25 protein-coding genes and 1 tRNA gene are annotated in these 24,549 nt (G+C 64.1%); 8 read left to right on the top strand and 18 right to left on the bottom strand.

Features of this window, described 5'->3' with window-relative positions:
• Positions 1-16: 16 nt before the first annotated feature.
• The 6 genes from flbD to sciP all read right to left on the bottom strand — a co-directional run bounded on the left by flbD (position 17) and on the right by sciP (position 5,616).
• Complete coding sequence (gene flbD / locus HAP48_RS08430; RefSeq protein WP_166214148.1) at positions 17-1,402, bottom strand: sigma-54-dependent transcriptional regulator FlbD; 1,386 nt, start codon at positions 1,400-1,402, stop codon at positions 17-19.
• 55 nt (positions 1,403-1,457) lie between these two features.
• On the bottom strand, positions 1,458-1,808 hold the full coding sequence (gene fliN, locus HAP48_RS08425) for a flagellar motor switch protein FliN (RefSeq protein ID WP_166214149.1): 351 nt from the start codon (positions 1,806-1,808) through the stop codon (positions 1,458-1,460).
• Between the two features lie 20 nt (positions 1,809-1,828).
• Complete coding sequence (locus HAP48_RS08420) at positions 1,829-2,452, bottom strand: FliH/SctL family protein (protein WP_166214150.1); 624 nt, start codon at positions 2,450-2,452, stop codon at positions 1,829-1,831.
• Positions 2,452-3,537, bottom strand: coding sequence for a flagellar motor switch protein FliG (fliG, locus tag HAP48_RS08415; RefSeq protein ID WP_029079136.1), 1,086 nt, complete (start codon positions 3,535-3,537; stop codon positions 2,452-2,454). The genes HAP48_RS08420 and fliG overlap by 1 nt, the downstream gene beginning before the upstream one ends.
• A 1-nt stretch (position 3,538) precedes the next feature.
• Positions 3,539-5,167 (bottom strand): flagellar basal-body MS-ring/collar protein FliF, encoded by a 1,629-nt coding sequence (gene fliF / locus HAP48_RS08410; RefSeq protein ID WP_166214151.1) that lies wholly within the window; start codon positions 5,165-5,167, stop codon positions 3,539-3,541.
• A gap of 173 nt (positions 5,168-5,340) precedes the next feature.
• Positions 5,341-5,616 carry a CtrA inhibitor SciP gene (gene sciP, locus HAP48_RS08405; protein WP_002714638.1) on the bottom strand — a complete coding sequence of 92 codons (276 nt, stop codon included), beginning with the start codon at positions 5,614-5,616 and terminating at the stop codon, positions 5,341-5,343.
• Between the two features lie 541 nt (positions 5,617-6,157).
• Here sciP and HAP48_RS08400 point away from each other — a divergent pair.
• Positions 6,158-6,937, top strand: a complete 780-nt coding sequence (locus HAP48_RS08400) for an alpha/beta fold hydrolase (protein ID WP_166214152.1) — start codon at positions 6,158-6,160, stop codon at positions 6,935-6,937.
• Between the two features lie 214 nt (positions 6,938-7,151).
• Here HAP48_RS08400 and HAP48_RS08395 read toward each other — a convergent pair whose 3' ends face one another.
• Positions 7,152-8,366, bottom strand: coding sequence for an OpgC family protein (locus tag HAP48_RS08395; RefSeq protein ID WP_166214153.1), 1,215 nt, complete (start codon positions 8,364-8,366; stop codon positions 7,152-7,154).
• 124 nt (positions 8,367-8,490) lie between these two features.
• On the bottom strand, positions 8,491-8,670 hold the full coding sequence (locus HAP48_RS08390) for a hypothetical protein (RefSeq protein WP_166202918.1): 180 nt from the start codon (positions 8,668-8,670) through the stop codon (positions 8,491-8,493).
• Positions 8,671-9,216: 546 nt separating this feature from the next.
• On the opposite strand from HAP48_RS08390, the gene HAP48_RS08385 reads away from it, so the two are divergent.
• Positions 9,217-10,194, top strand: a complete 978-nt coding sequence (locus HAP48_RS08385; RefSeq protein WP_029079132.1) for a helix-turn-helix transcriptional regulator — start codon at positions 9,217-9,219, stop codon at positions 10,192-10,194.
• Between the two features lie 34 nt (positions 10,195-10,228).
• Here HAP48_RS08385 and HAP48_RS08380 read toward each other — a convergent pair whose 3' ends face one another.
• The gene (locus HAP48_RS08380; protein ID WP_166214154.1) at positions 10,229-10,732 is read right to left on the bottom strand and encodes a T6SS effector amidase Tae4 family protein; all 504 of its coding nucleotides are present in this window, start codon (positions 10,730-10,732) and stop codon (positions 10,229-10,231) included.
• Positions 10,733-11,221: 489 nt separating this feature from the next.
• On the opposite strand from HAP48_RS08380, the gene HAP48_RS08375 reads away from it, so the two are divergent.
• Positions 11,222-11,497 carry a hypothetical protein gene (locus HAP48_RS08375; RefSeq protein WP_166214155.1) on the top strand — a complete coding sequence of 92 codons (276 nt, stop codon included), beginning with the start codon at positions 11,222-11,224 and terminating at the stop codon, positions 11,495-11,497.
• A 768-nt stretch (positions 11,498-12,265) separates the two neighbouring features.
• On the opposite strand, the gene HAP48_RS08370 is transcribed toward HAP48_RS08375, so the two are convergent.
• Both HAP48_RS08370 and HAP48_RS08365 read right to left on the bottom strand, forming a co-directional pair.
• On the bottom strand, positions 12,266-12,985 hold the full coding sequence (locus tag HAP48_RS08370; RefSeq protein ID WP_166214156.1) for a flagellar hook assembly protein FlgD: 720 nt from the start codon (positions 12,983-12,985) through the stop codon (positions 12,266-12,268).
• A gap of 10 nt (positions 12,986-12,995) precedes the next feature.
• Positions 12,996-14,582 (bottom strand): flagellar hook-length control protein FliK, encoded by a 1,587-nt coding sequence (locus HAP48_RS08365; RefSeq protein WP_166214157.1) that lies wholly within the window; start codon positions 14,580-14,582, stop codon positions 12,996-12,998.
• 359 nt (positions 14,583-14,941) lie between these two features.
• Here HAP48_RS08365 and mnmA point away from each other — a divergent pair, with 359 nt between their 5' ends.
• The 5 genes from mnmA to HAP48_RS08340 all read left to right on the top strand — a co-directional run bounded on the left by mnmA (position 14,942) and on the right by HAP48_RS08340 (position 18,066).
• Positions 14,942-16,132: a tRNA 2-thiouridine(34) synthase MnmA gene (mnmA, locus tag HAP48_RS08360; RefSeq protein ID WP_166214158.1), complete on the top strand. Its 1,191-nt coding sequence runs from the start codon at positions 14,942-14,944 to the stop codon at positions 16,130-16,132.
• A 24-nt stretch (positions 16,133-16,156) separates the two neighbouring features.
• Positions 16,157-16,795: a class I SAM-dependent methyltransferase gene (locus tag HAP48_RS08355; protein ID WP_166214159.1), complete on the top strand. Its 639-nt coding sequence runs from the start codon at positions 16,157-16,159 to the stop codon at positions 16,793-16,795.
• 53 nt (positions 16,796-16,848) lie between these two features.
• The gene (locus HAP48_RS08350; protein ID WP_166214160.1) at positions 16,849-17,220 is read left to right on the top strand and encodes a hypothetical protein; all 372 of its coding nucleotides are present in this window, start codon (positions 16,849-16,851) and stop codon (positions 17,218-17,220) included.
• A gap of 99 nt (positions 17,221-17,319) precedes the next feature.
• Positions 17,320-17,396 (top strand) — tRNA-Met (locus HAP48_RS08345).
• A 415-nt stretch (positions 17,397-17,811) separates the two neighbouring features.
• Entirely contained in the window at positions 17,812-18,066 is a 255-nt protein-coding gene (locus HAP48_RS08340; protein WP_166214161.1) for a hypothetical protein, read from the top strand.
• Between the two features lie 296 nt (positions 18,067-18,362).
• Here the strand turns inward: HAP48_RS08340 and HAP48_RS08335 are convergent, their stop codons facing one another.
• From HAP48_RS08335 to mdcA, 7 genes are read right to left on the bottom strand one after another with little or no spacing between them, the layout of a single operon-like run.
• Positions 18,363-19,283, bottom strand: coding sequence for an acyltransferase domain-containing protein (locus tag HAP48_RS08335; RefSeq protein ID WP_166214162.1), 921 nt, complete (start codon positions 19,281-19,283; stop codon positions 18,363-18,365).
• Positions 19,283-20,131 carry a triphosphoribosyl-dephospho-CoA synthase MdcB gene (gene mdcB / locus HAP48_RS08330; protein ID WP_166214163.1) on the bottom strand — a complete coding sequence of 283 codons (849 nt, stop codon included), beginning with the start codon at positions 20,129-20,131 and terminating at the stop codon, positions 19,283-19,285. The genes HAP48_RS08335 and mdcB overlap by 1 nt, the downstream gene beginning before the upstream one ends.
• Positions 20,128-20,748 carry a malonate decarboxylase holo-[acyl-carrier-protein] synthase gene (gene mdcG, locus HAP48_RS08325; RefSeq protein WP_224496971.1) on the bottom strand — a complete coding sequence of 207 codons (621 nt, stop codon included), beginning with the start codon at positions 20,746-20,748 and terminating at the stop codon, positions 20,128-20,130. Before mdcG ends, mdcB begins: the two co-directional genes overlap by 4 nt.
• Positions 20,749-20,767: 19 nt before the next feature.
• Entirely contained in the window at positions 20,768-21,505 is a 738-nt protein-coding gene (gene mdcE / locus HAP48_RS08320; RefSeq protein WP_166214165.1) for a biotin-independent malonate decarboxylase subunit gamma, read from the bottom strand.
• Positions 21,492-22,406 carry a biotin-independent malonate decarboxylase subunit beta gene (locus HAP48_RS08315; RefSeq protein ID WP_166214166.1) on the bottom strand — a complete coding sequence of 305 codons (915 nt, stop codon included), beginning with the start codon at positions 22,404-22,406 and terminating at the stop codon, positions 21,492-21,494. Before HAP48_RS08315 ends, mdcE begins: the two co-directional genes overlap by 14 nt.
• Positions 22,403-22,720, bottom strand: coding sequence for a malonate decarboxylase acyl carrier protein (mdcC, locus tag HAP48_RS08310; protein WP_029085582.1), 318 nt, complete (start codon positions 22,718-22,720; stop codon positions 22,403-22,405). The genes HAP48_RS08315 and mdcC overlap by 4 nt, the downstream gene beginning before the upstream one ends.
• Before the next feature lie 10 nt (positions 22,721-22,730).
• Entirely contained in the window at positions 22,731-24,377 is a 1,647-nt protein-coding gene (gene mdcA, locus HAP48_RS08305; protein WP_166214167.1) for a malonate decarboxylase subunit alpha, read from the bottom strand.
• Positions 24,378-24,549: the final 172 nt, after the last annotated feature.

Here is a 24,549-nt window from a genome sequence, read left to right as displayed (position 1 = left end):
CCGCCGCCGTCGTTTCTCAACCAGCGCTGGCCATCCGCTGATAGTCGGGAGCGCCATTGCCGGCCGGGGTGATCGGAATCCCGCCGTCGGCATATTCGTTCAGCTTGTTGCGTAGCGTGCGGATCGAGATGCCGAGGATGTTGGCGGCGTGGGTGCGGTTGCCGAGGCAGTGCTTCAGCGTTTCCAGGATCAAATCGCGCTCGACGTCGGCGACGGTGCGGCCGACCAGCGCGCGGGTGACCTGCTCGGCGGCAAGCGTGGCGTGGGCGACCGCGGGCGCGGTCTTGGCGAGGTCGAGCCGGTCGCCGTCGGGGGTGAGGATCGCCTCAGCGCCGATCTCGTCGCCCTGCGCCATCAGCACCGAGCGATGAATGGTGTTCTCGAGCTCGCGGACGTTGCCCTGCCAGCGGTTCGCGGTCAGGACGCGGCGGGCTTCGGTCGAGACCGGGCGGACCGGCAGGCCGTTGGCCTCGGCGTATTTCTTGGCGAAATGCTGCGCCAGTTCGAGGATGTCGGCCGGACGGTCGCGCAGCGGCGGGATCTTCAAATTGACGACGTTGAGGCGGAACAGCAGGTCCTCGCGGAAAGAGCCCTCGCGCACCGCCTCCGACAGATTGCGGTTCGAGGTCGCGATGATGCGGATGTCGACCGGAACCGGCTTGGTGCCGCCGACGCGGTCGATCACGCGCTCCTGGATCGCGCGCAACAGCTTCGACTGCAAACGGACATCCATCTCGGAGATTTCGTCGAGCAGCAGGGTGCCGCCGGTCGCTTCCTCGAACTTGCCGATGCGGCGCGCCACCGCGCCGGTGAAGGCGCCCTTCTCATGGCCGAACAGCTCGGATTCCAGGAGGTGCTCCGGGATCGCCGCGCAGTTGATCGAGATGAACGGCCGCTTGGCGCGGGCCGAGCGGGAGTGGACATAGCGCGCCAGCACCTCCTTGCCGGTGCCGGACTCGCCGGTGATCATGACCGAAGCATCCGAGCCCGCGATCTGCTGCGCGAGCTTGATCACCCGGCCCATCGCCTCGTCGCGCCAGATCAGGTCGCGCGCGTCGTTGGCGACCGCGGCGAGCACCGCTGCGATCAATTCGGGATCGGGCGGCAGCGGGATGTATTCCTTGGCGCCGGCATGGATCGCGGCGACCGCGGCGCGGGCGTCGTTGGAGATGCCGCAGGCGACGATCGGCACGTGGATGTGCTCGGCCTCGAGCCGCATCACGAGGTCGCGGATGTCGAGGCCGACATCGACCAGCAGGAGGTCGGCGCCCTTGCCGCCGCGCAGCACGTTCATCGCCTGCTCGATGGTTTCGGCGTGGGTCACCGAGGCGCCGTTGTCCATCGCGATCTTGGTCGCGGTCGTGAGCTGGCCCTTCAGGGTGCCAACGATGAGAAGCCGCATGATGATCTCCTGTTCGTCTGGTCGCGCAGGTTCGGCGCGCTGCCGTTGGGTCCGTTTAAGAACGTTCAGCCTTGATGATTTCGGTCATGGTCACGCCGAGCTTGTCTTCCACCAGCACCACTTCGCCGCGCGCCACCAGGCGGTTGTTGACGTAGATGTCGATCGCCTCGCCGACGCGGCGGTCGAGTTCGAGCACGGTGCCCGGTCCGAGCTTCAGGAGGTCGCCGACATCCATCTTGGAGCGGCCGAGCACCGCCGAGACCTGCACCGGCACGTCGAACACGGCTTCGAGATCGGCCGCAATGCGCGCGGCATTTTCGTCCTCGTTGTAGCCGATGTCGTCGATCCCCGGCGCGTCGGCGGCGTTGAGGTCGGGAAGCGGGACGTGGGAGTCGGTGTCGCTCATGGTTTAGCCCTCAATCGCCGTCAGCCGGCCTGGCCGCGGGACGCCAGATAGCGTCCGACGAGTTCGTCGATCTTGCCTTCGATCGCGGCGCGTTCCAGCACCACGCCGCCGTCAGCCCATTCGATCCGGCAGTCGCCGGTCGCAATCGTCGGCTCGGCCAGGATCACCAGCCGGCCCTGGAAGCCGGACTGCGCCGCCATCCGCTCGATATTGTCATGCGCCGCCCCGTAGAGCGCGTCGTTGATGCGGACCACGAGATGCGGCGTCGCGACCAGATGCGAGAAGCAGTCGGAGACCAGCGCGGTGATCTCGCCGAGCGGCTCGCGCGCCACCAGTTCGGTGCAGAGCTTGCGGGCCACCGCGACCGCGACGTCCACGGCCTCGGTCTCCATCCGCGTCTCGATGCCGGCAAAGCGCGCGGCGATGCCCTTGATCGCGGTGCCGATCTCCTCCAGCGCCTGCGTCGCGCGGCGGTCGCTCTCGACCTTGGCCTCGCGCAACGCGGCTTCATAGCCGGCACGATACGCCCGCGCTTCGGCGTCGGCGACCTTCTGCGCGATCTCGGCCGCCGTAGGCGCGCGCTCGCGGGCGCGGTCCGGCGCCGAGAAATCCGTGTCGAACAGGAATTTCGCGGGTGCGGCCATCAGTACACCAGCTCGTCGTCGGCGCGGTTCTTGGTCAGCGTGATCTCGCCGCGGGCGGCGAGGTCTTTGGCGAGGTTGACCAGCAGCGCCTGCGCCTCGTCGACGTCGCGCAGGCGCACCGGGCCCATCGCGGCCATGTCGTCCATCAGCATCTTGCCGGCGCGGGAGGACATGTTGCCGAGGAAGAAGCTGCGCACCTCCTCGTTGGCGCTCTTCAGCGCGACGCCGAGCTTGTCCTTGTCGATATTGCGCATCAGCGTCTGGGCCGAGGCGGCATCGAGCTTGATCAGATCGTCGAAGGTGAACATCAGCGCCTTGATGCGCTCGGCGGATTCGCGGTTTTCCTCTTCCAGCGAGGTGATGAAGCGGGTTTCGGTCTGGCGGTCGAAATTGTTGAAGATCTCGGCCATCACTTCATGGGCGTCGCGGCGGCGGGTCTGCGACAGGTTCGACATGAACTCGGTGCGCAGCGTCTGCTCGACCCGCTCGATGACTTCCTTCTGCACCGCCTCCATCCGCAGCATGCGGCCGACCACGTCGAGCGCGATGTCCTCGGGCAGGATCGCCAGCACGCGGGCGGCGTGCTCCGGCTTCAGCTTCGACAGCACCACGGCGATGGTCTGCGGGTACTCGTTCTTGAGGTAGTTGGCGAGCACCTCTTCCTGCACGTTGGAGAGCTTCTCCCACATGTTGCGGCCGGCGGGGCCGCGGATCTCGTCCATGATGCCGGTGACGCGCTCGGCCGGCAGGTACTGCTGCAGCAGCCGTTCGGTGGCGTCGAAATTGCCCATCAGCGCGCCGGAGGCCGACATCCGCGAGACGAATTCCAGCATCAAATCCTCGACCACATCGGCCTCGACGGTGCCGAGCGTCGACATGTGGACCGACAGCTCGCGGACTTCCTCGTCGTCGAGCATCGACCAGATCTTGCCGCCATATTGCTCGCCGAGCGCCAGCATCAGGATCGCCGCGCGCTTCGGGCCGGGCAGCGGCTTTCCCTTGGGCCGGGCACTCTGCCGGTTCGCCAGCGTCGAGAGGACGGTGGCGATGTCGTTGGCGTTGGTGGTCTGGGGTACTGCGGCCATGTCAGTTCTCTACCGGCTCGCTCAGCCATTGACGGACAATGGAGACGGTTTCGTTCGGATTGCGCTCGGCGAGCTCGCCGACCCGGTGCACGGCCTGGGCGTGGACCTGGCCCTGGATCTGGGCGACGTCGATCAGTTGCGCCGCGCCGCTGCCGCTCGGGATCAGCGCCTGGCCGGTGGCACCCGCGCTCTCGGCGTGGGCTTCGGCCATCGCCGGCACACCGGCGCCGATCAGCGCCGGAATGGCGTCGGCGGCGACGATGCGCTTGACCAGCGGGCGGACCACCATGAACAGCACGACCAGGCCGAGCATCATCATGACGCCGAGCTCGATCACGTACATCACGTCATCCTTGGTGAATTGCAGCATGCCGAGCAGGCCGGTCGGCTCGGCGATCGGCTGCGCGGTCGGCGGTTCGGCAAAGCGCAGGTTGACGACCTCGACCTGGTCGCCGCGCTGCTGGTCGAAGCCGATCGCGGAGCGGACCAGGGTGGCGATGCGGTCGAGCTGCTCCTTGGTGCGGTCCTGATAGACCATCTCGCCTTTTTCATTCTTGGAATAGGCGCCGTCGACCAGCACCGCGACCGAGATGCGGTTGACGCGGCCGGCCTCGGTCACCTCGGTCTTGGTGGTGCGGGAAATCTCGTAATTGTTGGTTTCCTCGCTCTTCTTGCTCTGGTCGCGGGCGCGGACGGCGTTGTCCTGGTTCTGGTTGCCCGGCAGCTCGTTGTTGACGGTGACCTGGCCGGAATTGTCGGCGGTGGCGCTGCTTTCCTCGCGGGTCTGGGTCGAGCGCAGCACGCGGCCCTCGGGGTCGAACTTGTCCGAGGTCTGGGTGATCTTGTTGTAGTCGAAATCGGCGGAGAGCTGGACGCGGGCGCGGCCCGAGCCGACCACCGAGGAGACGATGTCCTCGACCTGCTTGCGCATCCGCTTCTCGAACGCGGCGCGGCGCTCGTCGCCGACCGCGGCGTCGGCATCGCTGGCGGCGCCATCGGCCAGCAGCGAGCCGGCCTCGTCGACGATCGAGACCCGCTGCGGCTTCAGCCCGTTGACCGCGGAGGCGACGACGTGGCGGATCGCCCGGATCTGCTGCGGCTCCAGCGCGCCGCGCACCCTGAGCACGATCGAGGCCGAGGGCTCCGGCGTTTCGCGCGAGAACAGCGGCTTTTCCGGCAGCACGAGGTGGACGCGCGCGGCCTGGACACGGTCGATGGCGCGGATGGTGCGGGCGAGCTCGCCCTCCAGCGCCCGCAGATGATTGATGTTCTGGACGAAGCTCGTGGTGCCCAAGGCGTCCGACTTGTCGAAGATCTCGTAGCCGACGCCGCCGCCCTTGGGCATGCCGCCCTCGGCGAGCTTCATCCGAAGCCGCGTCACCTTGTCCTTCGGCACCATGATCGCGGCGCCGTCATTGCGCAGCTCGAACGGGATCGCCTGGCGCTCCAGCTCCTTGATGATTCCGGAGGAATCCTCGGTCGACAGATCGGTGAAGAGGGTGGTCATCTGCGGCGTGGTGACGCGCATGATGACGAAAGCGAAGAAACCGATCAGGGCTGCGGTGACCGCAACCATGGCCCCGAGGCGGGCCGCACCAAGACCTCTCAGGAAAGCAACCAGACTTTGCACCAACGGCCCCCAGGGATTCGGCCCAAGCGGGTCCGACTGGGCAAATATTGCCTAGGGTATGGTTTCCATATGGTTAACGAAGGTTAAGAACCGCGGCAAAATCGCGGACATGAAAAAAACCGGCTTCGAAAAGCGAAGCCGGTTTTCGTCAAATGCCACGGGTACGGGCGGATTTACTGCCGGTACTGCTGGATCCGGGTGGTGCGCAGCCCGGCCAGACCATGCTGGTCGATCGAGAACTGCCAGGAAAGGAATTCATCGACGGTCAATGTGTAGCGGCTGCAGGCCTCCTCAAGGGAGAGCAGGCCGCCGCGGACCGCAGCGACGACTTCGGCCTTGCGGCGGATGACCCACCGTTTGGTACCGGGGGCCGGCAAATCCGCAATCGTTAACGGGCTGCCGTCAGGCCCGATGACGTATTTCACCCTCGGGCGATGGGGTTCTGTCATGGCGTACTCACAAACTCTCAACCACTGAACTCGCAAGAGGTAACCTACGCCCGCCGGTTTAAAATTTGCCTAAGCCCAAGCGTTCAATACGAATCTCGTTGGACCGGCCGGGAACTGAGGGGCGGATCGGACGGTCGGGGGCCGATTGTTGGCCTGTCGTCAGGCTCCGGAGCGAGCGGCCCCCTCTCCCAACGCTCCCCCGCAAGGGGGGAGGGAGCCTGTCCAGTGTGCTCACTTCACGGTGCGATAGCTCAACCGCCGTGAGGGACGCGCCGCTGGAAGGGTTCCCTCCCCCCTTTGCGGGGCAGGGTTAGGGAGAGGGGTAAGCCCCTGGCGAGATCATTGATATTTTGCTCACTTCCGCAATCACCTCGCGCGTGACAGCATGTGCCGAAAGATTGCCGGTCATCACCACGGTCACGTTTCCTTGACGAACACGACAGCCCCGCGCCGTAACGACGCGCGACCGCCTGCGTAGGAGAGATTGTCCGTTCACCGCAGGTGGACGCGCCCCTCCACTCACTCGATCCGAGCACTTGTCATGATGATGAACAGACGCACTTTCTCGACCGCCTTGCTTGCCGGAGCCGCAGCTTCGCTGGTGTCCTCGCGCGGCATGGCCGCGACCACGTCGCCGGTGAAGGCGCGCAACGTCGTGCTGGTGCATGGCCTGTTCGCCGACGGCTCGTGCTGGACCGAGGTCATTGCGCGCTTGCAGGCCGCCGGGCTCAATGTGACGTCGGTGCAAAATCCGCTGACCACGCTGCCGGAAGCGGTCGCCTCGGCGCAGCGCGTGCTCGATCGCCAGGATGGCCCGACGGTGCTGGTCGGTCATTCCTTCTCCGGCATGATCGTCACCGAGGCCGGCGTGCATCCGAATGTCTCGGCGCTGGTCTATGTCGCCGCGCGCGCCCCCGATGCGGACGAGGACTACACCGCGCTCGCCAAGACCTATCCGACGCCGCCGGCCAGCGCCGGCATAGTGTTCGATGGCGACGAAGGCCGGCTGTCGGAAGAGGCCTTCCTGCGCGATTTCGCCGGCGACCTGCCGGAAGCGAAAGCAAAGGTGCTCTATGCCGTGCAGCAGCCGTTCCACAAGCAGCTGCTGGCCGGCAAGGTCAGTCACGCGGCCTGGCGCAGCAAGCCGAGCTACTACGCGGTCTCGACCGAAGACCGCACCATCAATCCGGATCTCGAACGCTTCATGGCGAAGCGGATGGGCGCCACCACGATCGAGGTGAAGGCGAGCCATCTCGCGCTGATCTCGCAGCCCGATGCGATCGCGCGGCTGATCCTCGACGCTGCGGGGCAGTCGAAGTGAGCGTGGGCGCCAACTGCGCTGCCGAGCGCGCCCGCTTCTCCCACGCGCGATAACGAAAGCAGCCCTGGGGGCGTGGCGACGCTCCCAGGGCCGCTTTGCGATTCGGTGCCGCCTAGAGCCTATTCCGTTCCGATCGAATCGGAACGGGGCTCTAGACTCTTGGTTTGACGCGTTTTCTTCACGCGAACCGGTGCCCACTTCGCTCGAAAACGCTCTAGAGGATGTGCGCGCCATGGCTGTCGAGGATGCCGTGATGGCTCGCGCGTGGAATCAAGTCATGCACGACGGCATCGACGTCGACCTGCTGCTTGCGCTTGGTGCTGAGCACGTTCAATAGCGTCGCGACGAGGATCATCACCAGGACGCCAGCAAGACTGAGCACGATCTGCAGCGAAAGCCGGTTCGAGATGTCGAACAGATCATACTGGCTGACGAGCGCCAGCAGGACGCCGAGACAATAAATCGGCAGCGAATTCTCGCCACAACACCGCGCGCTGCGCAGGATCGGCGTCGATAGCCCTCGCCAGCCCTCGGGAACCAGCCATAACGCCACGATCGCAAGCGCCAGAAAATGCAGCAGCCGCAACGGACTCAGATTCGATTTGTCCAATGGAAACAACAGATCCGTCAGGATTGGCGGGACCAGCTTGATGTCCTGGCCCAGCGCAAGGACCAGGCTGAATGCCAGATAGAGAGCAGAAAGAATGAGCGCAGGGCGCGACATCACCCATCCTCGGATTCTCTTCCCCTCGATGACGTACCATGCGCCCAGCACGACCGGCAGCTGCCACGCCAGCGGATTGAAGAACCAGACGCCATCGGGCCAGGCAGGAACGCTCCAGCCGAAGACGTGCACCAGCGCATAAAGCAACAACGAAAGGCCAAGCGTCATGTTTGGGGCTCGCAGCAGCAGCCACAACAGCGGCGCGAACAATACGTGACAGATCACAAAGACCGGCAAGACATCGGTATTGACAGGGCGGTATTGCAGGATCGCGGCGTGCGCAAGCGTGGCGCCCGGACGCTCGAACAGGACCCGCGTATTGCCCTCGTCGGCAAGACGATCGCTGCCCGTGAGGTGGACGAGGATGGCGCAAGCGAGCGTAAGCAGCAGAAAGGCGGCATAGATGTCCCATCCTCGCCGCAGCGAACGGCCGATCATGCCGCTCCAGCCGTCACGCTGACGCGCCCTGCCGTAGGCCAGTGCGCAGGTCACGCCCGAGATGAACATGAATATCTCGGCGGCATCGCAGAAGCCGTAGTTGCGCAGTGTCAGCCAACTTCCGACGTTATTTGGAATGTGATCGAGAAAGATCCACCATAACGCGATCCCGCGGCAGACATCGATGCGCGGGTCGCGGCCGGTCGATCTGAACTCCGGCGGAGTTTCGCCGATCAATCGCTTCGAAGTGTGGGTTCGATCAAGCATCTGTTGATCTGTCTGGCGTGCGCGCACGGCCTGATCGCCTACAGGTCCGTGAACCGATCGGATGCTCCGAGGCGTGCGCGTGCCGGACTAGCCTCCGGTCAACCTATGGGATTGCGCGCTGCAGCTATCCGATGGTTGGCGGCGCTTTCGCGGGCCAGCCACGTTCGTCGGGGCCAGAAGGATCATCGTCCTCCGACGGCGCCAGCAAGGTTCCGCCGATGACCGGTATCAAAAGCTGTTTCCGCATTTCGGCGAGGCGGGCACGGCAGTACTCGTGATAAAGCATGTCGAATATGGTGGACATGATCGAACCCTTTCCTGATCACTAAGGCTGACTTCCCATGTGACAGATTTCGACCATTTCAACCGGGGCCAAAAAACCAACGGTGCCGCCGGCAGTCCAACGAATACTGATAGCGAGTTGGCCGGAGCGACCAAACAAGATCGAGATCAGTAGTTCTACAAGGGAGCCTGCGTGCGGCTCCTTAAGCTGGATCAATCGCAAACAGGGTCGTAGGGCTGATTTGCGCTTGCACTCTGCCAGGAATGTTTGAACTGAATCCGATGGCAGCAATCATAAATTGAGCCGTCACGACCGTATCCTCTTAAAGGAGAAAAATCGGCTGCGACTTTCGCAGATATTATATACGTAATATTCTGGCCACTGAGTGAACCAGTTCACACTACCATCAATCACAGGCAAATCAGACTAGCAGACCGATAGCGGGGCTTCTTGGACTCATGCGCACGGATCACGAGCAGGCCGGTGCGTGAATTGCAAAAATGCAGATTCCGACGTTGGTGTGCCGCAGTACTTCATTCTGATGTTCTGTGAAGGCTGGAGGTCCCCATGCCTACGGACGCAGCCAATTTCATATCGTATCGATTTTCAACGCGCGATCTTCCGGAGCGCATTCGCATCCCCGCATGGCGCGAGCACTTTGGGCGATGCGTCGTGCATGCAGATATCGAGCCTCTATCGAACGTTCCGTTCCAGGCCGATGCGTCCCTGTACGCGGTTCGGGGTTTGCGTACGCTCGCGCTAAAAGGCACTTCCATGCGTTTTAAGCGCTTGCAAGCGAACCTTGCCGATGGTGATGACTCAATCGGCGTAATCTTCTGCTCTTCCGGCGGAAGCCAGCTGTCGCAGCGCGGCGGGGAAGTTGAAGTTCGCGGCAGCGATGCAATCGCAATTCTGCATTCCGAGCCCGTCAGCGTTACTTATGTCGAGGGATTGCAATTTGGTCTGGCCGTGCCGCGCGAGGTGCTTGCGCAGCGCTTGACCGACGTCGAAAGCCTGGCCATGCGGCCGATTTGGCACCGGACCGAAGCATTCCGGCTGTTCACGGCATATCTGAAGTCGGTCATTAAGACGAGGGCGCTGTCCGCCCCCAGGCTTCATGATACGGTCGTGACCCACATCCATGATCTCATCGCGCTCGCAATCGGCGAGGGGCCTGCCTTGGGCGAGAGCAGCGCGAGCGCCGTCGTGGCCGCTCGGCACAACGCAGTGCTCGACTACCTGGCCATACACTTTCAGGAGCCCGGGCTGAGCGTTCAAACGGTCGCCCGTTGCCAGGGCATTTCACCTCGCTATCTGCAGCGCCTGATGGCGTCATCGGGGTCATCGTTCACCGAGCGCTTGAATGAATTGCGTCTGCAACGGGCGCTCAAATTGCTAACCGAGTCTCACGCCAGCCGTCAGCGAATTTCCGATATCGCGCTGGAGGTCGGTTTCTCGGACGTATCTTATTTCAATCGCCTGTTCCGAACGCGTTTCGGCGATTCGCCGCGCGGCGTCCGGCTCGCCCGAAAGGATTCTCACTGAGCCGATCCAAGTGATCGGCGTGCGGCGTGCCACGCTACTTGTTCAGGTCCCAGAAAAATACCCTGTCGCTTGTCACTGCCGAATACCAACTGCTAAAGTACATGTCAGCATCGTGTATCTGGCCATTTATCCAGATGTCGGTATGACCGATGTTACTGGTGTCAGTTGGTTCAAATATGATCACCCCGTTTCGGGCGCCGATCTTTGATGTATTCGAAAACATTTCCCCTGAGCCGTACCGATTATTGAGGTACTGCCGGAAATCGAGGGTGGAAAAAATATACTCCCAGCCATCCTTATCGATCAGAAACCGCACCTTTTTGACGAGTACGCCGCCCTTGCCGTAGTCGCCGTCGCAATTGATGTAGTGACCATCAACGTGGTTGAACGCCCAACACATTTTCGAGACGCACGTATTCTTGTGCCCGGGTTCGTCGTGAAACTTCTTTATGGGACCATTGATCATGGTCTTGAATTCGTCGGTCATACTTGGGTGGTTAGCCAGCAAAGTGTTGAAGCTAATGTTGACGAAACCCATACTCTTTTCTCCGCAGCGCGGTTGCACCCGAGCCTTGCAGCTCCGACGGGAAAAATTTGGCTTCTGTGACGACGTCTGGAGGCGTCGTCGAAATGATGCATCCTAAAGCCGTGACCATTACAGTGTCCACCGATGAAGGGCGCGACATCGGGACGCCGCGCCGCCTGCCGACAGTCGTCCGGACGCTTAGCGGATAGTTGCCGAAGTCGGTTTCAGGTGAACAGCAGATGGAGGGCAATGCTTGCCAGAGCACGATCCGGAAGTGCGAAGCGGCATTCCAAAAAGATCATGCTTAAACAACGAGCTACAGCGCGATGACGATCTAATCGCGCTTTGGCAGCCGACGGAAGGACTGGTGCCGCTATCGCTAGATCGTTCTTCATTGCGGACGCGGTGTCGGTCGCCAGGAAAGATCGTCGGACCACAGGTAGATCGCGATCGCTGCGAGGCACAGTGCGATGCCGATCCAGAAAATTGGCGAGTGGTGGATTGGCCGTCGATGGCCCGGAGCTGGCTTCATTCGATCAACTCATCGCGCGCGGGAGCAGTGAGGGCGGCAATCATCCGGAATTGAGAGTGTCGCTCAGGCAGGACATCCATTGCAAGACCTTGCATCACAGGCACGCCGCTGGCGCTTCTATCTCCCTGGAGATCGTGATGGCAACCGGTGTTGCCAATTCGACACGACGGGCAACTCAGCAAAACTTGTCAATCCTCGGCAGCAAAAACATTTCGGTTTCCCGGAATACCCAACTCAGTGTATGAACTGTTCGTCTTACCCGATCGAGGGGCGCTTCGCGATCGTCACGGGTGTTGCGGTGAGATGCGGTGGACGCCGATTGCGCAACTGACGAGTGCGCGTGAGGCGGACGGTGAAGTCGTGTGGTCCTGACGCCCTAGCGGCCGGTGTCCTCTTCGCAAACGCGCTGCGTTTGCGAAAAGCGGTGACAAACAAGCCCAGTCTCGCCGGGGAGAGCACGAAGTAAGCCGTAACCCATCGCGCAGGGAAAGCCGGATTGCTCCGGTTACACCTGTGGTCCTACCCCCGAGCTTTCTACCCATTGCTCGGGGCCCATGGGTGCGATCGGCACCCGGCTTTCCCTGCGCCCTCTGTTTGAGGAGAGGGCGGCACGACAAGCAAAGCTCGGGCAAATCATGCCGCGAGAACGCGGAAGTGTATCCCCATCCTCACTGTCATCGCCCGGCTCGACCGGGCGATCCAGTACGCCACGGCCTCTCGGTTCAAGCACCGCTGCCTCTGGAATACTGGATCACCCGCTTTCGCGGGTGATGACACCGCGTTGTTTGACAGTGAATCGAGAACCATCGCCATCGTCGGCGCCACACACTCGGTGTCGTCCCGGCGCAGGCCGGTACCCACAACCACAGATGCCGATTGTTATGCACCGCTGGAACGACGAGTCCCGTCAGCCACATCTGCTGCGGCGTATGGGTCCCGGCCTTCGCCGGGACGACATGTGCGTATGCGGCGCGCTAGCGAACGACAACGCGCGCAGCGCCCGCAGGTTGCGGCTAGCTCGAGCTCGACGTGCCGCGCACCACGCGCTTGATCTTGTCGGTAGTGTAGGTCTGCCCGCCGATCGAGAGCAGCGGTGGCGAGGCGGTCAGGTCGACGGAGTCGACGACGCCCTGCACTTCGGTGGAAATCGCGAGGTCCTTGCCACTGGAATCCTTGCCGGTGGCGGTCAGCGTGTAGGTGCCGGCCGGCCACTGCGTGCCGTCATTGCCCTTGCCGTCCCAGACGAAGCTGGCATTGCCCTGCTTCAGGCTGAAATTGCCGGAATAGGCGGTCTGGCCGGTCGAGGTCGTGATCGTGATGGTGGCGCTGGTGGCTTGCGGGGACACCAGATTCCAGGTCGCCGATTTGTCGAACTGCGTCTTGCTGCCGTCGACCGCGACGGTGTTGCCGACATAGACCAGCGCCTGCGTCGACTGCGCGCTCTTCTCGATCTCGATCAGCGACTTCAGCTGATCGTTGGATTTCAGCTGCTGCTCGACGCCGGCGAACTGCACGAGTTGCTGGGTGAACTGGTTGGTGTCGAGTGGATCGAGCGGGTTCTGGTTCTGCAACTGGGTCGTGAGCAGTGTCAGGAAGGTCTGGAAATTGTCGGCAATGCCCTGCGACGACGTCGTCAAGCCGCTGCCGGAGCTGCTGCTGCTTCCGGAGCTCGTTCCGTTGCTGGTGCCCGGTGCTGAGACGACGGGCGTCGGCATGGTTGCATCGACTGACATCGTGAATTCCTTAGACTCTGATATCGACGCCGCCGAGGGCGCCGGTTGCGCGTCCGTAGGAGCGGCCCGCCACCGCGGCGGGAACGCTGTCCTCCTCGGCGACGATCAAACGGTGGGCGTTCGGGTTGGACTGGCCATTGTTGTTTTGGCCCGACTGCGACTGGTTGCGCAGGCTGAACTGCAATCCGCCATTGCCGGTCGACAGGCCGGCATTGTCGAGCGCGCGCTGCAGCTGGTTGGCGTCCTGGCGCAGCATCGACAGCGTCTCGGGGCGTTCGACGGTGAGATGCGAGGTCACCTGGCCGTTGCGATCGACATCGATGCGGACGTCGATGCGGCCGAGCTCGGCGGGGTCGAGCCGGATCTCGAAGCGGCTCTTGCCGCTCTTCGCGGAGGCCGCGATCTGCATCGCAAGCCCGCTGAGCGGCACGGCGGCGCTTTGCGCGGCGGTGGTCACGGTCAATTGCGCGGTCGCGGATGGCGTCGTCTGCGTGGTCGTGAGTTGCGGCTGAGCTGCGTTCGCAGCCTGCGCGGAGGGATCGGGCGTGGTGAGCTGGGTCGACGCAGCCGTGTGGCCGCCGACTGGCGGCGTCGGCGCGGCGCTGCCGTCGCCACTCGCATCGGCCTTGATCGCATCGGCGGCACCGTCGGTAGCCTTTGCCTTGCCGGCAACGGCGGCCGCCGGCGCGGCCGCGGGAACGATGGTGGTGGGCGCAGCCGGTGCGGCGCTGCTGCTGCCCGTGGCTGCGCTGTCCTGGTCTGCAGGTGCCGTGGCGGTCGCGTCCTTCGCGGTCACCTGGACCTTGGCCTGCGTCGTCGTCTTCGTCGGCGTTCCGGCGGCAATTGTTGCAGCGAGCGTCGCGTCGCCGGTCGCTGTCGCTGCGCCCTCGGCCGTTGTTGCATCGGCTGTGGTGATGACTGGAGTCTCGGTCTTGACGCCGGCCGCCTTGGCGACCTTGCCGGCATTCGCCGTCGTGGCCGCCGCCGTTGCGGTGTCGGCGCCGGCAGGCGCCCCGCTGCTGCCCGGCGCTCCGGTGCCGGCGATGGCAGCGCTCGCCGCTATCGCCGCGGCCGCGATTGCAAGCGGTGCGGCCGGCTGGTCGGACGGCGTGGTGGCCGTCGCTGCCGGGTCAGCTGCTGGTGCAGCGGTCGCGGCAGCAATCACCGCGGCGGCCGTGGCAGCACTGGATGGATTGGGCTGCGGAACGGCTTGCGTCGTGGGCGGCGTGTCATCGGTGGATGGCGTATCGGTGCTCGCGTCATCCGACTTCGATTTCGACTTGGTCTTGCGCGGCGCGTCGCTGTCGCTGTCGACCTTCTTGTCGTCAGGCGAATTGCTGGAATCCCGCGTCCGGTCGGGGGCCGTCGTGGTGTCGCGGGACCGCGTATCCGTCGTCGAGGACGAATCGTCGGAGCGGCGCGACGGCGCCGGTTGCGAGTCGTAGCGGCTCGAGTCGTTGCTGGACACAGTGCTGCTGTCGACCAGCGCGGCAAAGCCGTCGTTCCCCGCCTGCGCGGCGGGGTCGGGCCGCGACGACCGCGGCGTCGTGCCCTGAAAAGACCGGCTTGCCAATGCTTCCGACGTGACGCTGACCACTGCCAACCCTCGCAAATGAGACTTCCGGGCTTTTGTCAGCAAGGAGCGGGCCAATCATGGCGCGCAATAAATACTCAGCTATTTCAAATGGTTACGTGTCGCGTTCATGGACCGGAACAGGTTCCCGACGGGTCTCCTTTTTGCCCGGCGGCAAGATTTGCCGTCCGCGCGCGACAAGGCGTCGTTTCCGCCGGATTGCCTCACCGGAATACGGCCTATATTAAAGGTGGCCTCCAACGCGTCCTGAACCGACCGAAGCCGCCGTGGATTCGTTCTAAGGCTTTCTGGATAAAAGGCTTTTCCAATTTCGTCGCGGAGTGCGTAAGCTCGCCGCGACACTGCTCAATGACCCCTTGAAGATGCTCAATAGTCTGGATCTCGAAGGCCGCCCTGAAGACACACGGATCGTCGTCGCCATGTCCGGCGGCGTCGACTCGTCGGTGACGGCTGCGCTGTTGAAGTCGCAGGGCTACGACGTGGTCGGGATCACGCTGCAGCTCTACGACCATGGCGCCGCGACCCATCGCAAGGGTGCCTGCTGCGCCGGCCGCGACATCCACGACGCGCGCAATGTCGCCGAGCGGATCGGCATCCCGCATTACGTGCTCGACTATGAAAGCCGGTTCAAGGAATCCGTGATCGACAATTTCGCCGACAGCTACGCGCTCGGCGAGACGCCGGTGCCGTGCATCGAGTGCAACCGTTCGGTCAAGTTCCGTGATCTGCTCGCAACCGCGCGCGAGCTCGGTGCGCAGGCGCTCGCCACCGGCCACTATGTCGCCTCGCGCCGGCTGGCCGACGGATCGCGCTCGCTGACTTGCGCGGCGGATGCCGACCGCGACCAGAGCTATTTCCTGTTCGCCACCACCCGCGAGCAGCTCGACTTCCTGCGCTTCCCGCTCGGCGACATGACCAAGCCGCAGGCCCGCGAGCTGGCGCGGCGCTTCGAGCTCGAGGTCGCCGACAAGCAGGACAGCCAGGACATTTGCTTCGTGCCGACCGGCCGCTACACCGATATCATCGGACGGCTGAAGCCGAATGCGATCGCGCCGGGCGATATCGTCGATCTCGACGGCCATGTCGTCGGTCAGCACCAGGGCATCGTTCATTTCACCGTCGGCCAGCGCAAGGGCCTCGGCATTGCCTCGGGCAGTCCGCTCTATGTGGTCAAGCTCGATGCGGCGACGCGCCGTGTCGTGGTCGGGCCGCGCGAGGCGCTGCGGATGGATCGCATCGCGCTGCGCGACGTCAACTGGATCGGCGACGGCGCGCTGGATCGCGTGATCGGCGAGGGCATCGAGATGTATGTCCGCGTGCGTTCGACGCGTGCGCCGCAGCCGGCGTGGTTGCGCGCCGCCGATGGCGGCTATGAGGTCGAGCTCGTCGCCGGCGAGGAGGGCGTGTCGCCCGGCCAGGCCTGCGTGTTCTACGACGCAGCCTCGGGGCAGGCGCGTGTGCTCGGCGGCGGCTTCATCAGGAGTGCGAGCGCGAGCCGCGTCGCGCGGGCGGCTGTACGGGATGCGGCGCTTGCCGAAGCGGTTCGCGGATAGATCAAAGAAAATTCGGGGCAGGGAATGGCTGGGGACATCGACCGCGAGGGGGTCGAAAAGGCGTATGGCCGCTGGGCACCGATCTACGATCTGGTGTTCGGCAAGGTGTTCGATCAGGGCCGTCAGTCGACGATTGCGGAGGCCGACCGGATCGGCGGGCGCGTGCTCGATGTCGGCGTCGGCACCGGGCTGTCGCTGTCGGAATATGCGCGCACCACAAGACTGTGCGGCGTCGATATTTCAGAACCGATGCTGCGGCGGGCGCTCAAGCGCGTGCGCGCGCTGGGCCTCTCCAATGTCGAGACGCTGGCGGTGATGGACGCCAAGAACCTCGCATTTCCGGATTCGTTCTTCGACGCTGTGGTCGCGCAATACGTCATCACCGCGGTGCCGGATCCCGAGGCGACGCTGGATGATTTTGTTCGCGTGCTGAAGCCGGGCGGCGAATTGATCCTGGTCAATCACATCGGCGCCGAGAGCGGTCCGCGCCGCATCTTCGAGCTCGCCTTTGCGCCGTTGGCGCGGCGGCTCGGCTGGCGTCCGGAATTTCCCTGGGAGCGGCTGACCGATTGGGCGGCCAAGCATGGCGGTGTCAGCCTCGCGGAGCGTCGGCCGATGCCGCCGATGGGCCACTTCTCGCTGATCCGTTTCCGCAAATCGTGAGGTTGCGGCGATTTTCAAAGGGAACATCGGCGCGTCGTCACGGTTTTCTCCTCATGAGGATCAATCGAACACTCGCTTTGTCCTGTGTGCTGATGCTGGCGCCAATTGTGGCCGCCGCGCAGGCGCCGCCCGGGCCCGCCACTCCGCAGGCGCAGACCGCGCCGCCGGCGCCGCAACGTGCCGCTGCGAATTGCGCGCCGCAACAGCCTTCGCATCCCGGTGGGGCAGTTCCGGAGGGAACCACCACCGGGCAGGCGCTGGGCGACAAGCTCGCCAAATCCGACGGCGTGCTGTGCCCGCCGGCCGGCGTCGATCCCGAGATGCGGGCGCCGACCCCGCAAGGCGGCAACACGCCTGTGATTCCACCGCCCGGCAGCCCCGGCGGCGACCGCTCGGTCCGCCGAAATAGCCTCTGTCTGCAATAAGTTGCTGACATGTCCGCCTTTGCTTGACAGGCGAGCATGCCACTCTTTATATGCCGCCCGTTCGCACCCGCGGCTGCACGCCGACGTTCGCGAGCCCATGGCGGGGTAGCTCAGCTGGTTAGAGCACGGGAATCATAATCCTGGGGTCGGGGGTTCAAGTCCCTCTCCCGCTACCAACGTTCCCCCCGACATAGCCATGTTCGGAAAAGGGCTGGGTAGCAATCTCGGCCTCGCTCAATTTGAAGGTCAAGGTCTACCGCTGTTCAACCCTGGTGCGCCAAAGGGCATCGAAAGTATTCCCGTGCGTCGGCGCCAACTCTTCTGAATTTATCGGATCGCTAGGCTTCTCTATGAGGGCGCTTGCAAGCTCTTCAGTGGGGCGCGGCCGCGTCGAAACCTGCACAGGCCACTCCAATAATGATTTTGAAAGCATGGGCTTGCCTTTGTACCAGCATTTTCGTCCGTCGATGAGGCGCCAAGACCAATACTCGTGCCGATTTGGTGGCATCGCGGCACTGCATTGTTGTTTCGCCTGCGCAGTTGGCGTTCCCCCTAACAAGAATGTAGCGATGCAAGCGGCCAAAGGAATTAATGGAAATTGTTTCGTCATCTGAGCACTCAGAGACTACTTCGTTGCTGCAACCGGCTCACTGCAACTATCAAACCGGGCCGCTCAAGAACCTCCACCAACCTGTCGAGGATGCGCTCATTGTCGTGGGGGCGGGGCTGAAGGTATTCGTTCAGTATGCATTGGGCTTCGCTGACGGCCTGAAGAGCCAATTGTTGATCGGTCATTACTGCTTACCTATCGAATGGCTGGAACGTCGCAAGGCCAAAGAAAGATAAAGGATCAAGTCGTCTTTTAGACTTATCCCATCAAATTTTATTTCAATGCGGAGCTGTCGCTCTGGATTGGTGCGCCGGTCTGGATGCGAAATTAGGCAGCGCGCCGCTAGAGGCTCGCGCTTTAGGCCACACCAAAAATTCAGCGGAAAGCGGTCGGGGGGAACGATGGTAGCGCTCTCCCGCTACCACCTTTCCCCACACACCCGTTGTAAGCGGCTTCGCCGAGCAGGGCATTTTGGGCGGCCACCTCTGCGTCGCCTGCTTTGACACTCCACGTCTAAAGTCATGCGTGCCGGCTAGTTGGAAGCAACCCAGCTTCGCAAGCCGTCGACCGTGTGAAATCCGTCCGTGGCGTAGCACCGAATGGATGGCAGGAAGGCCCGCGCCATCTCTGCAAGCGCATGTCCTGGGCCGAGGTCCAGCACCCTGGTGACTCCCAGCTCCGCGAGGGCTTCCAAGGTCGCTTCCCAGTCGATGGGGCACGCGACCTGGTCTGCGAGCTTCACTGTTGCACTCCCTGCAGAGAAGATGCGCTCGCCGTCGCCCCCGGATAGCAGGATCAGCCCGCTTGCGACGGGGGCGCGTCTGCTGCGGTCGAGCGCCTGTTGCAGCGGCGCGCAGGCCTGCGCGAGGTGTGACGTGTGCGACGCGATTTTCACGGCGAGAAGGCCGGTGCGCGCGGCGCCCTGTCTTGTCGCATCCCGGCAGAGCTCGATGACGTCGCGCTCTGCGCCTCCGATCACGAACAGGAGCTCGGGGTTCTTGATCGCGATCTCGCAGCGGTGGTTTTCAAGCAGACGTTCGAGCGTGACCCGGTCGAGCCCGCGGACGTAGCCGAGGCGGCCACCTGGTCCGGCCGCGCGGTCCATCTGGCGCGCACGAACATCCGTCAGTCGCAGGGCTTCGTCGGCTGTCCATATTCCGGCGATGCTCCAGGCCGCCATCTCACCAACGCTGTAACCTGTGACGGCGGTCTGTTCAGGCAGCAGGTCGGCAATGCAGGCGTGGATCGCGAGCACCGACGTGACGGTAAGGATCTGGCTGACACGGTTGGCGGACAATTCGTCCACGCTTTGTGTCCTGACGAGTTGCCGTGGGTCTTCGCCGAGACAGGTGGTTGCCGCGGCAAAAACCGGCTCCGCGGCGGGCTGCTCCGCGACCAGATCGAAGATCTTGTCCGAGAGGGTACCTTGTCCGCCGCAGAGCAGTGCAAGCATCAGCGTTCCAGTCGATCGACGAAGAGGGCCATGGCCAGCAGGTCCGCCGAGCCGCCCGGGCTCAGATTGCGTGCCACGAATGCGCGATGAATGTCGATCGCTCGTCCCCGCCAGCCGGCAGATCCGATGCCTCCTGCCGCCAGAAATGCGGATGCGCTGGCCTGCGCAAAGCGCAATCCCTCCGGTCCGCCCCGATGCAACAGGTTGGTGTCGGTGACGTCGGCGATGAGCGTCATGCATGTCTGAATGCGGACCGCTTCCTCATCATGAGGAACGAGCTTCCGCGCCGCATGCAGCGCGGGAAGGGCGATGTCATACACCGACGGAAAGCCATCGGCCGCTTCCGCCCTGGCGCCGCCGGCGCCGTAGCGCCGCGAGGCGACGGCGCCATGGCTGCGCAGCGATATCGGACCTGAAAGGATGTCTTTGTCCCAGCGCCGCGACACCAGGTCGCCGAGGGATTTGCGGATGCCGAGCGCGCCACGATATCCGGCCGCGGCGCAGAGCAGGCCTAATCCGAAGATCGCGCCGCGATGCGTGTTGACGCCGCAGGTTGCAGCGAGCATGGCGCGCTCCGCCGCAACTCCGATCGCGCGCAACCGGTTCATGCCGGCGCCCTCGGCGCCTGCGGCTGCCAGATCGCTGAAGAACGGCTTCAGGGTCTCAGCGCTGCGGCACAGGAGCTCGGCGTCCATGTCGCCATGGGCGCCATTGTCGACATGGCTGACCAGCCCCGGCTTGGGATAGGTCTCGACTTCGAGCTTCAGGCAAGACGAAGCCAGATGGCCGAGCTGCTCCGCATCAAGCGCGGATCCCGGCAGCGATTGCCATTTGAGAGCAACGTTCATGACACGTGACCTGCGAGAAAGGCTGCACGCGTCGTGCTGGTGACCCCGGTCGGGCCTTTCACAAGCACTTCGTCCTCGTCAGTGCCGGTCAGTTCGCGCCATTGAACCCCTCCTGCCGGACCGACGATCTCACCGTCCAGCCGCATCGGCGCCCGTTGTGCAATCCGGGCGATGTCGGACGGCAGAGTATCGCCTTGTTCGGCTGCCGACAGCGGCCAGAGCAGATCAAGGTCCGAACTGTTCGAAAGATAGGGAAGGCCGGTGAGATGCTGCCAGGCCAGGCTGCCAAAGGTGCGGGTCTCCGGCAAAAGCTGGAGGAGCTCGTCGATCGTCTCGCGCCAAGCTGCGGGCGCCGTCGCGGCCGCGTCGGCCAGCAATGGGGGCGGGGCGGATGCGACGATATCGGCCGCGGCGAGCGAGATCGCAATGCGCCGTTTGCCGTGGCTCGGCGGCAGTGGCAGACCGAGCGGAATCATGCCGGCAGTATCGCTGCAAGCCGGCCGGCGAACGATGAGGGGACGGCCGACGTGCGCCCAGCCTGCGACGATCGGCTCGCCGGCGAGTTGGGGATATCGGCTCATCACGGCGGTCCATCCAGATGCCGAGGCCTTCACCATGCTGTGGCGCGCGAGAGCTTCAACCATCTTGCGATCCCCGATCTAAGGCTGCCGCGACGGCAACTCGCTCAGCCAGTTCGGCCGCTTTCCGCCGTCCGCCGCGTTCGGCGCCGAGCCGGCCGCGATCATCCTGTCCTTGCGGCCTTTGCAGCACGGCCGCAAGCTGCGGCGCCAAAGGGGCATTTTCGTCCCAGACGACGTGAATGCCGCCGGTCTGCACCATGTTCTCGAGGCCCGGAGCGAACACTGGTGTTGCTTCCGCCTTGGCCTTGAGCACATCGATCGGAAGTTTGGTGACCCGCGCCATCGACGGCAGATCCATCACCGCGGGATGCGCGCCGGGCAGCGCGACCAGCGTGCCGGCGGCAAGCGCGGTCGCGATGAACGCTCCGGCCGCGCTGCCGCCGTAGAGCAGGGCGACGGTGCGGTGGCCTTCCGCTTCCGCCAGCAGCAAGGCTTTGGCGAGATGCGACAGGTATTCGCTGAGGCCGAGCAATTCGTCGCGTCGGCTCATGCGCTGGCTTGAGGAATCCACCAGGAACAGGATCGGAGCCCGATCGCCTGATCTGACGATCTCGATCACGCGTCCTGCGAGCACAATCGCCTCGTCCACGCCGAGCGGCTGTCCCTGCGTGATGCCGAGCACGTGGACCGGCCCTGCACCGGGAAGGACCGCCTTTCCCGCGATCATCGCGGCGGTGACGTCGATATCGCTGCCGCCGGGGAACAGGCTCGCCAGAATGTCATCGAGCGTCATCGGCGTTCTCCCTGTTGCTTGCCGCGCGAAGGAACGCGTCGGTCGAAAGTGAGGGGATATCGGCCGGCTGACCGACGCCCAGCGCCTGCCAGATCTCGACGGCATCCTTGGACGCTCCGAAGCGCTGCAGGCGCCGTTCCAGGCGCTTCTGCTCGGCTTCGAGAACCGTTACGCCGCAATCGCGCCTGATCCTGAGTGCATCGATCGCCGCCTGTCGAAACGCCAGCGCCTCGTCGTCAACGAACGTGTCGGCGCCGCCGATGAGGTAGCGGTGCTTGCCTCCCATCGTGCGCCAGACCAGGGCCCGATCGCGTGAGTCGAATTCCTCGACGCCCTTGTTGGTCTCGATCACCTCGGGGCCGCTGACGCTGATCCGCCCCTGCTCGGAAACGACGAGGCGTGAGCAGCTGCCGGCGATCAGGCTGCCGCCGCCATAGCATCCGGCGCGTCCGCCGATCAGTCCGATCACGTTGACGCCCGCGCGCCGCGCCTCGACCACCGCGCGGATGATTTCCGAGATCGCGAGCTCGCCGGCGTTGGCCTCCTGGAGACGAACGCCGCCGGTGTCGAACAGGATCAGCACATCCTGGTTCAGTGTGCGTGCCGCGCGCAGCAGGCCGGTGAGCTTGGCGCCGTGGACCTCACCGAAGGCGCCTCCCATGAAGCGACCTTCCTGCGCTGCGACGAGCACCGGCGATCCTTCCAGGCGACCGCGTCCGACGACGATGCCGTCGTCGAACTGCTCCGGCAGGTCGAAGATCGCCAGATGCGGGCTCATCTCGCGCTGCTCGGGACCGATGAATTCGGCAAAGCTGCCGGCATCGACCAGCGCTTCTATGCGCTGCCGGGCGCTCGCCTCGTACCAGCTCAGCGAAACCGTATTGGCTGTGGCCGCGGTCATCGTTCCGGCTCCTCGATCTTGCGGATGCCTTGCGCGAGGCGCAGCGCGACCGTGTCGGGCCGGGCTCCGCCGTCATTGATGGAGATACGCAAGCCACCGGCAGGGCGGCGGGCGACGAAGTCGCGCACGACGGCGTCCCACACCGCGCCGAAGCCGTGGGCCGCGGTCGCGATGTCGATCACGCAGGTGTCGGCCGGCGAAGCGCGTTCCAGCAGCACCTCGAGATTGCCGGAGGCGACGACGCCGACGATCGCCTGCATGCGGGTGCCGCCGGCGCGCGTCGGGGCAGATAGTCTGAAGCTGAGCGTTTCCATGCAAAACTCCTCACCAGTTCCGGAAGCGGCTGGGCGGACGGTAGAGGCCGCCGGAAGCCAGCATGAGATCCTTGATCGAGCGGGCCGCCAGCAGGCGCCGGTCGGCGTCGAGCGGATCTATGTCGAGATCTTCAGGGCGCCGGATCACGCCGCGCTGCCTGAGCTGCTCGACGAGCTTCGCATCACGCGCCCGGCCGACGTCGGTGTAGCCGGCAACGCCGCGGATGGCCTGCTCGCGCTCGTCCTTGTTGCGGCACATCAGGAGGTTGGCGATGCCTTCCTCGGTAACGATGTGCGTCACGTCGTCGGAGTAGACCATCACCGGCGCCAGATCGAGATCGAGTTTGCGCGCCAGTTCAAGCGCATCCAGCTGCTCGACGAAGAGCGGGACATTGCGGTCACCAAAGGTCTCTCCAATCTGCACCACGAGCTTGCGGCCGCGGCGCAGCGCAGGGGAGGAGTCGGGCGCGGCCTCGGCGCCCGCCTTGAGCCAGGGTTCGCTCGGGTGACGGCGGCCGCGAGGGTCGGAGCCCATGTTGGGCGCGCCGCCAAAGCCTGCGATGCGGCTGGTCGTCACCGTCGAGCTGTGGCCTTCGAGGTCGATTTGAAGCGTCGATCCGATGAACATGTCGCAGGCATAGAGGCCCGCCGTCTGGCAGAAGGCACGGTTGGAGCGCAGCGATCCGTCAGGCCCGGTGAAGAAGATATCGGAGCGCGCGGCGACGTAATCCTCCATGCCGACTTCCGATCCGAAGCAATGGATCTGGTCGACCCATCCGGCTTCGATCGCCGGAATCATCGTGGGATGCGGATTGAGCGCGAAGTGGGTGCAAACCTTGCCCTTGAGGCCGAGCTTCTCGCCATAGGTCGGCAGCAGCAACTCGATCGCGGCGGTATTGAAGCCGATTCCGTGATTGAGCCGACGCGCGCCGTAAGGCGCGTAGATTCCCTTGATGGCCAGCATCGCCGTCAGGATCTGGGTTTCAGTGATGGCTGCCGGGTCGCGGGTGAAGAGCGGCTCGACGTAGAACGGTCGGCCAGCTTCGACCACAAAATGCACGAGGTCGCCGGGGATGTCGACGCGCGGGACCTTGTCGACGATCTCGGTGACTTGCGCCACGACGACACCGTTCTTGTAACTCGTCGCCTCGACGACAGTCGGAGTGTCCTCGGTATTGGGCCCCGTATAGAGATTGCCGTCCTTGTCGGCACTGACAGCCGCGATCAAAGCGACGTTCGGCGTCAGGTCGATGAAGTAGCGGGCGAACAGCTCGAGATAGGTATGGACGGCGCCGAGTTCGATCTTTCCCCCGAACAGCATCCGCGCGATGCGGGCCGACTGCGGCCCTGAATAGGAAAAGTCGAGCCGTCGCGCGATTCCCTTGTCGAAGATGTCGAGGTGCGCGGGCAGGACCACGCCCGATTGCACCATGTGCAGGTCGCGGATGTCCGCGGGATCGAGGTTCGCCAGCGCCGAGGCGAGGATGTCGGCCTGCTTCTGATTGTCGCCCTCGAGGCACACCCGATCGCCGGATCGGATCACCGCCTTCAGAAACGCAGGCAGGCTCGGGATCGGAACAATCTTGCCCTTTGCGTGCCGTTGACCGGCCGCCAGGCGCTCTCCGAGGGCGGCCTTTTGCATACCCCAATCGCTCATCTCGGCTCCTTGGCATGCGGGATTGGCTTCGACAGACATCAATGTATTCGTATTGTATTGCATTGTCAATTAGTGTATACACAAATTCATAAGCGATCGATATTCGCATACATAGGAGGAAATTTGAGATGCGAATGCATACAAGGCGTCCAAGCCAGGGGCATCGCGCCTC

The sequence above is a fragment of the Bradyrhizobium septentrionale genome (genome assembly GCF_011516645.4).
Classification (GTDB): domain Bacteria; phylum Pseudomonadota; class Alphaproteobacteria; order Rhizobiales; family Xanthobacteraceae; genus Bradyrhizobium; species Bradyrhizobium septentrionale.
The sequence above is the reverse complement of the archived record's forward strand: the minus strand, read 5'-3'. Positions and strand labels throughout refer to the sequence as shown.